This is a genomic window from Marinobacter sp. MDS2, from assembly GCF_030718085.1.
GTDB lineage: Bacteria > Pseudomonadota > Gammaproteobacteria > Pseudomonadales > Oleiphilaceae > Marinobacter.
This window is the reverse complement of the sequence record NZ_JAVAJF010000002.1, coordinates 45,289-57,692: the sequence shown is the minus strand read 5'-3', so window position 1 is coordinate 57,692 and position 12,404 is coordinate 45,289. Positions and strand designations below refer to the sequence as shown.

At 56.0% G+C, this 12,404-nt stretch carries 12 protein-coding genes; 4 read left to right on the top strand and 8 right to left on the bottom strand.

Annotated features, from left to right (window positions below):
* Positions 1–42: 42 nt before the first annotated feature.
* Entirely contained in the window at positions 43–1,296 is a 1,254-nt protein-coding gene (locus tag Q9245_RS11070; protein WP_305897246.1) for an HDOD domain-containing protein, read from the bottom strand.
* A gap of 162 nt (positions 1,297–1,458) precedes the next feature.
* Here Q9245_RS11070 and ilvD point away from each other — a divergent pair, with 162 nt between their 5' ends.
* The gene (ilvD, locus tag Q9245_RS11065) at positions 1,459–3,294 is read left to right on the top strand and encodes a dihydroxy-acid dehydratase (protein WP_305897245.1); all 1,836 of its coding nucleotides are present in this window, start codon (positions 1,459–1,461) and stop codon (positions 3,292–3,294) included.
* Between the two features lie 52 nt (positions 3,295–3,346).
* Here ilvD and Q9245_RS11060 read toward each other — a convergent pair whose 3' ends face one another.
* Both Q9245_RS11060 and Q9245_RS11055 read right to left on the bottom strand, forming a co-directional pair.
* Entirely contained in the window at positions 3,347–3,754 is a 408-nt protein-coding gene (locus Q9245_RS11060; RefSeq protein ID WP_305897244.1) for a peptidoglycan-binding domain-containing protein, read from the bottom strand.
* 87 nt (positions 3,755–3,841) lie between these two features.
* Complete coding sequence (locus tag Q9245_RS11055) at positions 3,842–4,933, bottom strand: AI-2E family transporter (protein ID WP_305897243.1); 1,092 nt, start codon at positions 4,931–4,933, stop codon at positions 3,842–3,844.
* 118 nt (positions 4,934–5,051) lie between these two features.
* Between Q9245_RS11055 and Q9245_RS11050 the strand changes: the two genes are divergently transcribed.
* Positions 5,052–5,411, top strand: coding sequence for a hypothetical protein (locus tag Q9245_RS11050; RefSeq protein WP_305897242.1), 360 nt, complete (start codon positions 5,052–5,054; stop codon positions 5,409–5,411).
* Between the two features lie 162 nt (positions 5,412–5,573).
* Positions 5,574–6,473, top strand: coding sequence for a haloalkane dehalogenase (locus Q9245_RS11045; RefSeq protein WP_305897241.1), 900 nt, complete (start codon positions 5,574–5,576; stop codon positions 6,471–6,473).
* A 16-nt stretch (positions 6,474–6,489) separates the two neighbouring features.
* On the opposite strand, the gene Q9245_RS11040 is transcribed toward Q9245_RS11045, so the two are convergent.
* The gene (locus Q9245_RS11040) at positions 6,490–7,278 is read right to left on the bottom strand and encodes an acyl-CoA thioesterase II (RefSeq protein ID WP_305897611.1); all 789 of its coding nucleotides are present in this window, start codon (positions 7,276–7,278) and stop codon (positions 6,490–6,492) included.
* 195 nt (positions 7,279–7,473) lie between these two features.
* Here Q9245_RS11040 and Q9245_RS11035 point away from each other — a divergent pair, with 195 nt between their 5' ends.
* Complete coding sequence (locus Q9245_RS11035) at positions 7,474–9,003, top strand: DEAD/DEAH box helicase (RefSeq protein WP_305897240.1); 1,530 nt, start codon at positions 7,474–7,476, stop codon at positions 9,001–9,003.
* 18 nt (positions 9,004–9,021) lie between these two features.
* Here the strand turns inward: Q9245_RS11035 and Q9245_RS11030 are convergent, their stop codons facing one another.
* The 4 genes from Q9245_RS11030 to Q9245_RS11015 all read right to left on the bottom strand — a co-directional run bounded on the left by Q9245_RS11030 (position 9,022) and on the right by Q9245_RS11015 (position 12,330).
* Positions 9,022–9,537 (bottom strand): dihydrofolate reductase, encoded by a 516-nt coding sequence (locus tag Q9245_RS11030; protein ID WP_305897239.1) that lies wholly within the window; start codon positions 9,535–9,537, stop codon positions 9,022–9,024.
* A gap of 360 nt (positions 9,538–9,897) precedes the next feature.
* Complete coding sequence (locus tag Q9245_RS11025; RefSeq protein WP_305897238.1) at positions 9,898–10,737, bottom strand: thymidylate synthase; 840 nt, start codon at positions 10,735–10,737, stop codon at positions 9,898–9,900.
* Complete coding sequence (gene lgt / locus Q9245_RS11020) at positions 10,734–11,522, bottom strand: prolipoprotein diacylglyceryl transferase (protein ID WP_305897237.1); 789 nt, start codon at positions 11,520–11,522, stop codon at positions 10,734–10,736. Before lgt ends, Q9245_RS11025 begins: the two co-directional genes overlap by 4 nt.
* A gap of 10 nt (positions 11,523–11,532) precedes the next feature.
* Positions 11,533–12,330 (bottom strand): sulfite exporter TauE/SafE family protein, encoded by a 798-nt coding sequence (locus Q9245_RS11015; protein WP_305897236.1) that lies wholly within the window; start codon positions 12,328–12,330, stop codon positions 11,533–11,535.
* Between the last annotated feature and the right edge of the window lie 74 nt (positions 12,331–12,404).

Genomic DNA, 12,404 nt, shown 5'->3' with positions numbered 1-12,404 from the left:
GGTTTCCATCACTGCAAAGCAGACCCCCGATTACGGGTTAAGTTAACGGCCGGACAGAAGCTTCTGGGCTTCATTCACCCGCTCTCGTGCATCACTCAGCACCTTAAGACTGCGCGAAGCATTCAACTGCAGCTCACCCAACCGCCGCCAGGCCGGAACCTGATCAAACGCGGGTAACGCGCCGCCCTTGCTGGCACCAATCATGGCGTGCATCTGGGCAACAATCACGATATCAACAAGCTGCGGCGCAGGCTGACGGCACTCGTAACTCCAATCCTCGGCATGCCGGGCCGCTTCAATAAAGCTTTTAGGGAACGACCAGTTTTCTAGCACAGCGCAACTGACATCTGCCCGCAACTCCGAGATCGCATGCTGCAGGTTCTTCTCGTCAGCAAACAGCTTCCCGTGTTTCTCGGCCTGCACCAGCACTGGCACCACACCCACGTCGTGCAACAGCCCTGCCAGCATCGCTTCCTCCGGATTGACGCCGGTGGCATGATCCGCCAGAACCCAGCACAAAGCGGCCACCTCTCGCGAATGCTGCCACAAAGCTTCCATTTCTTTTTTCAAGGTCGGCTGCTGGGTTTTGAACACTTCACGCATGGCAAACACCGTCACCAATTGCCGTGTCGTACGCATCCCTAACCGGACAACCGTTTCCTGCACATTCCGAACGTCACTAAAGCCACGATATAACGGACTGTTGCAGGCTCTCACCAGTTTGGCCGCCATCGCAGGGTCCGCCGACACAGCACCCGCCACTTCCAACGCGCCTGTATCTTCTCGTTCCACCAGCCGGCGAACTTTCCAGGCGACATCCGGCACACTCGGCAGTTGCAACTGGTTTGACCGCAGTTCCGCATAGAACTCCATCAGCAGAAGCTGCTCTTCGCTCTGCCCACCTTCGTCAACCGTTGATGCCATCCCATCCTGCGTGACAGGCGCATCACGCAACAGCTGGTTGAGCGTTTCCTGCTCAACCACCAGAAACTCACAAGGCTCCAACGCTTTGACGTCATACATTCTCGGCTGAAGCCGGGCAATGGGGTTGACGGCTTTGTCGGTTCCGGCCTGAATCACCGAATTTCGTCCATCATGAGATGCCAGCTGAACCGAGCCGGAAATCAAAAAGTAATCCAACCCGTCCCTCACCCCGCGCTCTAGTATTTTCGCTCCACGCTTAAACGCACGGCGCTCGGCACGGTTGGCCAACACCACCAATTGTCCGTCTGTCAGCCGACCGAGGGGATTGAAGTCTTTCAATCGACGAAGCGTTAGCCGTTCCTGGCTTCCCATAAACAAACTCTCAAGCTAATGAATAATCGTTGTTACATATTGTAATCACACACGGCCAAAACAGCCATGCGAACGCGTCGAATCTGGTATCCTCTGATGTTTACAGCACCAACAGCTTTTAATATAGCTTTAATAAGATCATTCGGGAGAGAAAAGCACATCATGCCCCAGTATCGTTCGCACACATCGACAGCCGGCCGGAACATGGCCGGAGCTCGCGCCCTCTGGCGTGCAACTGGTATGAAAAACGAGGATTTCGGCAAACCGATCATCGCCGTGGTTAACTCCTTCACCCAATTCGTACCGGGTCATGTTCACTTGAAAGATCTGGGCCAGCTGGTCTGCCGTGAAATTGAAGAGGCCGGCGGTGTTGCCAAAGAATTCAACACCATCGCAGTCGACGACGGTATCGCCATGGGGCACGACGGCATGCTCTATTCCTTGCCATCCCGCGAAATCATCGCCGATTCGGTCGAATACATGGCCAACGCCCACTGTGCCGACGCCCTGGTGTGCATCTCTAACTGCGACAAAATCACCCCGGGCATGCTGATGGCCGCCCTGCGCCTGAACATCCCCGCCATTTTTGTTTCCGGCGGGCCAATGGAGGCCGGCAAAACCAAGCTTTCGGAAAACAAGCTTGACCTGGTCGATGCCATGGTGATCGCCGCCGACCCAACCGCCAGCGACGAAAAAGTGGCGGAATACGAGCGCAGCGCCTGCCCAACCTGCGGCTCCTGCTCCGGCATGTTTACCGCCAACTCCATGAACTGTCTGGCCGAAGCCATTGGTTTGGCACTGCCCGGTAACGGCTCGATGCTGGCAACCCACGCTGATCGCGAGCAACTGTTCCTGAAGGCCGGTCGCCAGATTGTTGAAAACACCCGCCGCTATTACGAACAGGATGACGACAGCGTGCTGCCCCGCAGCATTGCATCGCTGGAGGCGTTCAAAAACGCCATGGTCATGGATATCGCCATGGGTGGTTCAACCAACACCATCCTGCACCTGCTTGCTGCCGCACAGGAAGGCGAAGTGAACTTCGATTTGGCAGACATCGACCGCTTGTCCCGGGAAGTTCCACAGCTGTGCAAAGTGGCGCCAAATTCTCCCAAATACCACATGGAAGACGTTCACCGCGCAGGCGGCATCATGGGTATTTTGGGCGAACTGGACCGCGGCGGCCTGATCAACAGCAATTTGCCAACCGTGCACAGCAAGACCATGAAAGAAGCCCTGCAAACCTGGGACATCATGCAGTCGCCCACGCCTGAAGTGATCGAATTCTACAAAGCTGGCCCTGCGGGCATCCCGACCCAAACCGCGTTCAGCCAGAGCACTCGCTGGCCAAGCCTCGACGGTGACCGCGAAAACGGCTGCATCCGCTCGGTTGAAAACGCCTACTCATCCGAGGGTGGCCTTGCAGTGCTATACGGCAACATCGCCTTGGACGGTTGCGTGGTAAAAACGGCCGGCGTTGATGAAAGCATCTTTGTCTTCGAAGGTACGGCCAAGGTGTTTGAAAGTCAGGATTCCGCCGTCGCCGGCATCCTCAATGATGAAGTAAAGTCTGGCGATGTGGTTATCATTCGCTACGAAGGCCCTCGCGGCGGCCCTGGCATGCAGGAAATGCTCTACCCCACCAGCTATCTGAAATCCAAAGGGCTGGGTAAAGAGTGTGCTCTGCTGACCGATGGCCGGTTCTCAGGTGGCACCTCAGGCCTGTCAATCGGCCACGCGTCTCCCGAAGCGGCGGCCGGAGGCGCTATTGGCCTGATCGAAGACGGCGACACCATTCTGATCGACATTCCGAACCGCTCGATCAACGTAAAGCTTAGCGATGAAGAGTTGAGTGAACGTCGTAGCAAGCGTGATGCTATTGGCTGGAAGCCGGCCCAGCCCCGAGAGCGCAAAGTTTCCACAGCGCTCAAAGCTTACGCTCTGCTCGCGACCAGTGCCGATAAGGGCGCGGTCAGAGATGCGTCCAAACTGGACTGACACAAAAAAGCCCGGTTCGTTCAGAGCCGGGCTTTTTCTCTCCATTGCTCGATCACCAGAGCGACCATTCCTCATCTTCTTCCGTTTTTTCTGCCTTCTCTGAAGCCGCTTGCGCAACGGCCTGAGCTGGCTCAACGGACTTGGTCGAAGACAATGCAGCGGCATTCGCGGCAGGTGATGCTGCGGCCTGTTGCACCGGAACCATCCCCAGCACTTTCTTCGTTTCCTCAGTCACCATGCCACTGGCTTTCAAGCCGTGGTCTTTCTGAAAACGAACCAGCTCGGCACGCGTGCTGTCATCCATGGTTGAACTGACATTGGTAATTTTATACCCGGCACCGTAAAGCGCATGCTTGAGGGCCACGGTGTCGTTCGCTTGAGCTGTGGAGGCCAACGTTCCCAGTACGACTGCCCCAATCAACAACGTCGGTTTACCGATATGACGTGCAACTGCTTTCATGGTTCTCACCTGCTCTACTCCTGATACCTGTCTAGTTATTATGTTGTGGCACCTGGTCCACCTACGGCTTAAAAACCGTAACATAATTTACGATTCAGAAACGTGCTCGCTGTCCCGTAATTCCGCCTTTGCCTCCGCGCCTTCACTGAACTCCCGGATAAAGATGCCCCAGAAAGCCATGAACAAAGCCGCCACCAAAGGCCCCATGACAAACCCGTTAATACCAAACATCGCGATACCGCCGAGCGTTGACAACAGCACCAGATAGTCTGGCAATTTGGTGTCGCGCCCCACCAGAATCGGTCGCAACAAGTTATCGGCCAGACCAATCACCACCACACCAAATACCGTGAGCACGATCGCAGAGACAATATCCCCCACCGCAGCCAGATAAATGGCCGCTGGCACCCAGACGATCGCCGCGCCCACGGCCGGCAACAGCGACACAATCGCCATCACCACCCCCCAAAGCAAGGCACCGGTTATCCCGAGAACCGCAAAGATAATCCCGCCCAACGCCCCCTGAATAATGGCGATCAACAGATTGCCTTTAACCGTCGCTCGAGTCACTTCGGCAAATTTGGCAAATAACAACCGCTCGCGCTCGTCTCCCAGCGGCAGCGCCTTGATCATCAGCTCAATGAGTTTGCTGCCATCCCGAAGCAGAAAAAACGCCAAATAAATCATAAGTGCCAGCCCCAGAAAGAACTGAAAGGTATTCTGCCCGAACCCTAACGCCTGCTTGGCTAAAAACTGACTTCCTCCAAGGAACGCGTTAACGGTCCGATCCCGGAGCTCTCCAACATTAATATCAAATTGCGCAAGAAACGATTGAATGACCGGGAACGACTTGTTCACCTGATCGATGTACTCACCCGGGCGAATTTCGCCATCCTGGATCTTCTGGTAGATCCCGACACCTTCGCCAATCATCGCAGCCCCCAGTATCAGGACCGGAATAATGACGATCACCAAACACACAACGAGCGTAATCAGCGCGTTGATGTTGGGCCTGTCACCCAGCCGCCTATGAAGAAGCTGTTGCACCGGATGGAAGATCAGTGCAATCGCGACCGCCCAAAAAATGGGGCCGAAAAACGGTTTCATGAGCAAAACGAACGCTAAAGAAACGCCCACCAGCATCGCCAGAAAAGTTCGTGTTTCAAGCTTGGCGTACATATCAGATAAGACCTTCAAACGGGGAGGTAAAAGGAAACCAAGACTATCACGAGAGCGTGGCCACTGTAGCCATCTTCGCGTTATAGTTGTTGGTTATTGACCCACGACTGAACTCGTTATGCCACTGCCATCTGAAGACTTCAGCATTGAGACGGCACTTGATGCCGCCACGGAATTGCGACGAGTGCTCGCCGCCCGCATGCATCGCCGAAAAGTCATGGGGCAGGAAGTTCTTGTGCCTGGGCAATTAGGGGAAGCCCTGCAACTACCGAAAATCATCAATCGCCTCACCAGCAAACAACAGCGCTATCGAGAACTGGGCCTGAACGACTTTCAAGAGCTCTGGCCAACCCTGTCTGAGCGCACCCGGGAGAAAGTGCTGGACGCCATCGGCTGGTACGACCCCAAAGAACTGGATTGGGATGACAAGCGTTCCAACCGTCGTCCGGTTATTGACCCGAAAGATGGCCCGGATTGACAGCCTCGCGCACTAAAATGGCGCAACGCGGCAGCGCCGGATTCAAACTGACAACGCTCTGTTACGCAACTCAAACAAACAAATTTGCCATCTGTTCTATTCTGAATCCTTAAGATTGTCGACCGGCAGTCGCGCACCCAATCAGTTAGGACAGTCGATGGTATGCGTATCCTGAGAACCGACGAAGCACGCTTCGAAGGCCTACCGGATTACCCGTTTCTTCCGAAATATCAAGAGGTCGAATCCGGCCTGCGAATGCATTTCGTGGACGAAGGACCGGCGACCGGTGTTCCCGTGATCATGCTGCACGGCGAGCCCACGTGGTCGTACCTATACCGGCACATGATCCCGGTTGTCGCCAAAGCCGGCCACCGGGTTCTGGCACCAGACCTGATCGGCTTCGGCAAATCAGACAAGCCCACCGCACTCAGCGATTATTCCTACGACAACCATCTGCGCTGGCTGTCCCATTGGCTGGAAGCACTCGACATTCGTGGAGCGACACTGGTTTGTCAAAACTGGGGATCGTTGCTTGGCCTGCGATTGGCGACAGACCACCCGGACAGATTCAATCGGATCATCGTCGGAAACGGCATGCTGCCAACCGGCGAAACCCGAGTACCGGCCTCCTTCAAAGTGTGGAAAGCCTTTGCCAGCCGGAGCCCGTGGTTTCCCGTCAGTAAAATGGTGCAACTCGGCACAGAACGAACGCTGTCCCGGCGGGAACTGGCGGCTTACGAAGCGCCTTTCCCGAGAGATGAATACAAAGGCGGCGCCCGAGCCTTCCCTGCCCTGATCCCAACGTCTCAGTCAGACGCATCCGGTGCTGCGAACCGCGAAGCCTGGCGCAAGCTGGAAAAATGGCGGAAACCGTTCATTACCTGCTTCAGCAGCGGCGACCCAATCACCCGAGGCGTTGACCGTCAAATGCAACGCCGCATACCCGGCGCCCACGGGCAGCCTCATATGAGCCTCCCGGGAGGACACTTCTTGCAGGAAGATTCACCGAACTCGTTTGCCAGAGTCATTATTGACGCCCTGAAACACGAAATGGCTGCCTGAAGGCAGCCTCTCGCTCTCAACCAAAGACGGTAACCGCCTGACGGCTCAGGGCGATTAGTTCTCCGCTCGCGCTCCAGATACCCGCATGGGTATGCCCATAACCTGAACCCGCCTGATCAACCGTAGCCCGGTACAGCAACCATTCATCCGATTTCAGCACAGGCCTGGGATGCACGATCTCCAAATTCCAGCTCAGCGAGCTGGCCGGAGCCGGTCCCTTCAAATGCGGCAAAATGGCCGGTGGCCACGCATCGGCCAGTGCAATGATATGGGCATCCGTCAACGCCTCCGGTTCGTCCCGGAATTGCATCCAGCCACCCATTTCTCGTCCACCCTTACCAGAAAACGGCATGTTCCCGAACGCCCAACGCATCTCAATGTGCTGGGTAAATTCCGGAGTCACGCCTTTTATGTAAGGCAACTCCGGACACTCCTCAACCGGTTTGGCTGTCGGCCCCGGCAAAGCAGTCACCTGCACCGCAGACTCACGGTCCCCACCAAAACTCGCCAAGCAAACCAGGCGAGGCTCGCCGTTCTGAACGATACGCCCGGTGACCTGAGACGCCGCCTTTCCTTCTCGCAGCAGTTCCACCTCAAAAATCGCAGGAACATCCGGCTCCACCGGCCCGACAAAGGATACCTGCAATGCCCGGAGTGCCCGCCCGGAGGCCACCTTGGACGCCATCACCTCGTAGGTCAGCGCAGCAACCACACCACCAAAGCTTGCCCGACCCTGGCCCCAACTCGCCGGAATCACCACCTCCAGCCCCAGGCGCGCGCCCGTTAAAAGCTCGTCAAACTTCATGTTCATTCTCCAACCCTTAGCCTGCAAACAATGGAGATTGCCCAACTTCGCGGCAGCTGGCAAGACACCCGCCCCGGCAACTACCTACCTGACCTACGGCATAAAATATGTCAATAGAGCCACAAAACGACTATAATCCTCGAAAATCATGCATTGCGTTTGCAATGTCATATCCTCCGAATACCGAGTACATTCATGTCAGAATTGTCTTTTGCCGAACTGGGGCTGGACCCAGCTGTCCTGGAAGCCGTATCCGCCGTAGGCTACGAAACACCGTCACCGATCCAGGCGCAATCCATTCCCGCCCTCTTGGCCGGCAACCATTTGTTAGGTGTCGCCCAAACCGGCACCGGAAAAACGGCAGCGTTTGCCCTGCCCTTGCTGAGCCGCATTGACCCGAACATTGCCCAACCGCAAATTCTGGTATTGGCTCCTACCCGCGAACTCGCCATCCAGGTAGCCGAAGCCTTCACTACCTACGCCAGCAAGTTCCGCCAGTTCCATGTTCTACCGATTTATGGCGGCCAGGACTTCTCGCCGCAGATTCGCGGCCTGAAACGCGGCGCTCAAGTAATCGTCGGCACGCCCGGCCGTATGCTGGATCACCTGCGTAAAGGCACCCTGAGACTGGAAAACCTGCGCGCCTTGGTACTTGATGAAGCCGACGAAATGCTGCGCATGGGCTTTATCGACGATGTTGAAGCCATCCTGTCCAAAACACCGCCGAACTGCCAGCGCGCACTGTTCTCGGCCACCATGCCGCCGCAGATCAAGAAAGTTGCGCAGACGTACCTGAAGAACGCCACAGAAGTCCGCATTGAAAGCGAAACACGCACCGTTGAGCGTATTTCCCAGTTTGTGCTGCCGGTCTATGCCGAACGCAAGCTCGACGCCCTGACCCGCATTCTGGAAGTAGAGCCGTTTGATGCGTCGATCATCTTTGTTCGCACCAAAGCAGAAACCACATTGCTGGCTGAAAAACTGTCTGCCCGCGGCCACGCCGTTGCTCCCTTGAGCGGCGATCTGAACCAGCGTCAGCGCGAGCAAACCGTTGAAGACCTGAAACGCGGCAAGAAAGACATCATCATTGCTACCGACGTCGCGGCCCGTGGTCTGGACGTGCCCAGAATCACCCACGTTATCAACTACGACGTGCCCTACGACACCGAAGCCTACATTCACCGCGTAGGTCGTACCGGTCGTGCAGGCCGCACCGGTAAAGCCATCTTGCTTGTAACCCCACGGGAGCGTAGCTGGTTGCGTACTCTGGAGCGCGCTACCAACTCACCCATGGAACCGTACCAACTGCCTTCGCCGGCTGCGCTGCAGCAAATGCGTGTTGAGCAGTTTGAAGCGCAACTGCTGGGCTTCACCGACGATCCGCGTGCCGCCAAAGCGATTGCTTTGCTGGACGAAATCGCCGAACGCAACGACATGGACATCACCGCAGTAGCCGGTGCCCTGGCCTGCTGGATGGAAGCGTCGCAGCCAGATTCACTGCCACTTGAGCAGCCTGAAGCTCTGCCTGAAGTCTCCTCAGCGCCACCACGTCGCAGAGGCGGCCCTTCCGGAAAAGGCAACTTCCGTAAAGGCGGTCATGGCAAAGGCAACTTCCGTAAAGACGGTAAGCCCGGTGGCGGCCCGCGCAAAGACGGCGGCCGAGGTCGTCCTGGCGGCGGCAAGCCCGGCGGAAAACCTGGCCCTAAGCGCGCCCCGCGCTCATAAGCCAGCTGGCGTAACCGGTCAGCTCGACCGGTTACGCTGGTAGACTACAAAGCTGTAGTCGTACGGATTATTGTCAGACGCGGAGAAATCTTCGCGTCCGATTTCTTCCCACTCATCCCAGTTCACTTGCGGAAAGTAGGCATCCCCGTCAACTTCGGCGTGCACTTGCGTGATATAAATCCGATCAACCATTGGCAGGGCTTCTGCGTAGATCTGCCCACCACCAATAATCATCACCTCTTCACCCCCATCCAGCTCAGCCTGAGCTTCAGCTTTCACCAGAGCCGCATCCAATGATGTAGCTGATACCGTTCCTGCTGGCGCTTCCCACTCCGGATTTCGGGAAATAACCACATTCATCCGGCCCGGCAACGGCCGACCGATGGAATCCCAGGTTTTCCGACCCATAATAATGGGCTTACCCATGGTGGCTTCTTTGAAATAACGCAAATCTCCCGGCAAATACCAAGGCAGCGCATTGTTGCGGCCGATAACCCGGTTTCGGGCCATGGCTACGATTAGTGCTTTTCTCATTTTGGTCTAATCCCCATTTGAATTTGGAGTTAGCAAAGGGCGGGGTGTGCTGTTCAAAACACGCTCGAGCACATCCATGTGGCGCTTGGGCTCCGCCATCCATGGCTCCGCACAGTTTTGAACAGCACACCCCGCCCTTCGCTGCAATACTTTAGGTGCTGGCTTCTCTCAAAATAAACGCTTTAACGTCTAGAACCCCGCATGCATACCGCGATGCTGAAGCGGATAAACGGGGCAAACCCTCCAAAAATGTGCGTAGCCATGGATGGCGGAGCAGAAGCGTCACAGGGACGTGCCGAAGGAGCGGTTTTTGGAGGGTTTGCCCCGTTTATCCGCCACCACCCAAGTCCACGATAAAGGTCAAATAGCGATGGGCGCCTTAATTCCAGGATAAGGCTCATACCCCTCAAACTCGAAATCTTCCAACTCGTAATCAAAAATCGAATCAGGCTTACGCTTGATTACCAGCTTCGGCAAAGCTCTAGGCTCACGCTTCAACTGCTCAAACACAATCTCATCAGTCAGGTGATTCTGATACAAATGACAATCGCCAAACGTATGCACAAACTCACCCACATCCAGATCACACTGCTGAGCAATCATATGCGTCAGCAACGCATAAGACGCAATATTGAACGGCACACCCAGAAACAAATCCGCACTGCGCTGATAAAGCTGACACGAAAGCTTGCCGTCAACCACGTAAAACTGGAACAAACAGTGGCACGGAGCCAACGCCATGCGCCCTTCCCGCACGTTATCCTGCGGACCAATAGACTCATCCGGCAACTCAGCCGGATTCCAAGCTGAAACGATCAAACGACGGGAGTTTGGCTTGTTGCGAATCTGATCGATCACCTCGCTGATCTGATCAATCACGCCACCATCGTGGCACTGCCAGCTACGCCACTGCTTACCGTAAATAGGCCCTAGATCGCCATTCTCCAAAGCCCACTCGTTCCAAATGGACACCTTGCGTTCTTTCAGCCAATTGTTATCGGTGGAGCCTTTCAGAAACCACAGCAACTCGTAGATGATACTGCGCAAGTGCACCTTCTTCGTGGTCACCAGTGGAAAACCTTCCTGCAAGTTGAAACGGATCTGCCGGCCAAACACCGAACGGGTTCCCACCCCGGTGCGATCGCCTTTATCGAATCCGTTATCAACCACGTCTTGCATCAGGTCGAGGTAAGCTTTCATGACGTTTTTCTCCGGTAAGCAATGGCAATCAAGGCGGCGCCAGCAATGATCATGGGCAACGACAATACCTGCCCCATGGTGACCCAATCAAAGGCCAGGTACCCTAGGTGCGCGTCTGGCAAGCGGACGAACTCGACCAGAAAACGGAACACGCCGTAACACAGCAAAAAGAGGCCCGAGACCGCCATTTTCGGCCGCTCTTTCGCCGAGAACCACCATAGAATGGCAAACAGCGCCACACCTTCCAGAGCAACCTGATACAACTGCGACGGGTGCCGCGCCAGCGCGTCTTGCGCCTGAGGGAACACCATGCCCCACGGCAGATCCGTGGGCTTACCCCACAATTCCCCGTTAATGAAGTTACCTACCCGGCCAGCCCCTAAGCCCACCGGCACCAAGGGCGCCACGAAATCGGCGATTTTCCAGAACCCGGCACCGGTTTTGCGGCCGTACCACACCATGGCGACCATGACACCGAGCAAGCCACCGTGGAACGCCATGCCGCCTTCCCAAACCCGCAACAACCAAAGCGGATCCGCAATGAACGCGTCGAAGTTATAGAACACCACGTACCCGAAACGACCGCCGAGGATAACCCCCAGTGCCATGTAGAAAATCAGATCGCCGACTTGCTCTTCCTTCAGCGGTGACCAAGGTTTACGGCTACGGATGGTCCCCAGCCACCAAGCGGCCGCAAAGCCGACCAGATAGGTCAGACCATACCAATGAATTTTGAGGGGGCCGATCGCGATCGCGACCGGATCAATCTGTGGGTATTGCAACATGGAAAGACTCTTAGCTCAGCAGGAATCGTAGGCCGACGATAATCAGCACAATGGCAAAAATACGTTTCAGCAGGCGGCCATCAAGGCGGTGTGCCAATTTCGCCCCCAATCGGGCAAAAATCACACTGGTGGCAACAATACCAATGAGTGCCGGCAAGTATATAAAACCGAAGCTCATCTCCGGCAATTCGGGATGCTGCCACCCGGTCCAGATATTCCCGACCGCTCCCGCCAGAGCAATCGGAAAGCCGCAAGCGGCAGACGTGGCAACCGCCTGCTGCATGCGGACGTTGGACCATGTCAGATAAGGCACGGAAATCGTGCCGCCACCAATGCCAAAAATCGCAGACGCCCAACCGATGAAGCCGCCAGCCACACCCAAGCCCGCGGTACCCGGCACGTCCCGGCCCGGCATGGGATTCACTTCCAGAATCATCTTCAGCGCCACCAGAATGGCGAACACACCGATGATGGTCTCGAGGAACGGCCCGCTTAACATGGCTGCAGTCCAGGCTCCCAATAGCGCGCCGACAATGATTCCGACCGTCATCGGCCGAAAAAGATCCCAACGCACGGCTCCGTGCTGGTGATGGGTTCGAATCGAACTGATCGAGGTAAACAAAATGGTCGCCAGCGAGGTACCAATAGCCAAATGCGCGGCAATCTCCGGACTAAAGTCCATAAAGTTGAAACTGAAAATCAGCACAGGCACGATCACCAGACCGCCACCAATACCAAACAGGCCAGCCATCGTGCCAGCAAGTGCACCCAGCAACAGGTACAGAACAAGTACGCCAATCAGGGTCATAATCGTTAAGGGTCCGGGAAGCATTCAGGCTGGTATGATACGCATTGTTGCCAATCGCTGCAGCCCCGATGAGT

Coding starts and splice junctions, on each gene's coding strand:
- Q9245_RS11015 (WP_305897236.1), bottom strand. CDS start 12,330: ATGACCCTGATTGGCGTACTTGTTCTGTACCTGTTGCTGGGTGCACTT.
- Q9245_RS11035 (WP_305897240.1), top strand. CDS start 7,474: ATGTCAGAATTGTCTTTTGCCGAACTGGGGCTGGACCCAGCTGTCCTG.
- Q9245_RS11030 (WP_305897239.1), bottom strand. CDS start 9,537: ATGAGAAAAGCACTAATCGTAGCCATGGCCCGAAACCGGGTTATCGGC.
- Q9245_RS11060 (WP_305897244.1), bottom strand. CDS start 3,754: ATGAAAGCAGTTGCACGTCATATCGGTAAACCGACGTTGTTGATTGGG.
- Q9245_RS11040 (WP_305897611.1), bottom strand. CDS start 7,278: ATGAAGTTTGACGAGCTTTTAACGGGCGCGCGCCTGGGGCTGGAGGTG.
- Q9245_RS11025 (WP_305897238.1), bottom strand. CDS start 10,737: ATGAAAGCTTACCTCGACCTGATGCAAGACGTGGTTGATAACGGATTC.
- Q9245_RS11050 (WP_305897242.1), top strand. CDS start 5,052: ATGCCACTGCCATCTGAAGACTTCAGCATTGAGACGGCACTTGATGCC.
- Q9245_RS11045 (WP_305897241.1), top strand. CDS start 5,574: ATGCGTATCCTGAGAACCGACGAAGCACGCTTCGAAGGCCTACCGGAT.
- ilvD (WP_305897245.1), top strand. CDS start 1,459: ATGCCCCAGTATCGTTCGCACACATCGACAGCCGGCCGGAACATGGCC.
- Q9245_RS11055 (WP_305897243.1), bottom strand. CDS start 4,933: ATGTACGCCAAGCTTGAAACACGAACTTTTCTGGCGATGCTGGTGGGC.
- lgt (WP_305897237.1), bottom strand. CDS start 11,522: ATGTTGCAATACCCACAGATTGATCCGGTCGCGATCGCGATCGGCCCC.
- Q9245_RS11070 (WP_305897246.1), bottom strand. CDS start 1,296: ATGGGAAGCCAGGAACGGCTAACGCTTCGTCGATTGAAAGACTTCAAT.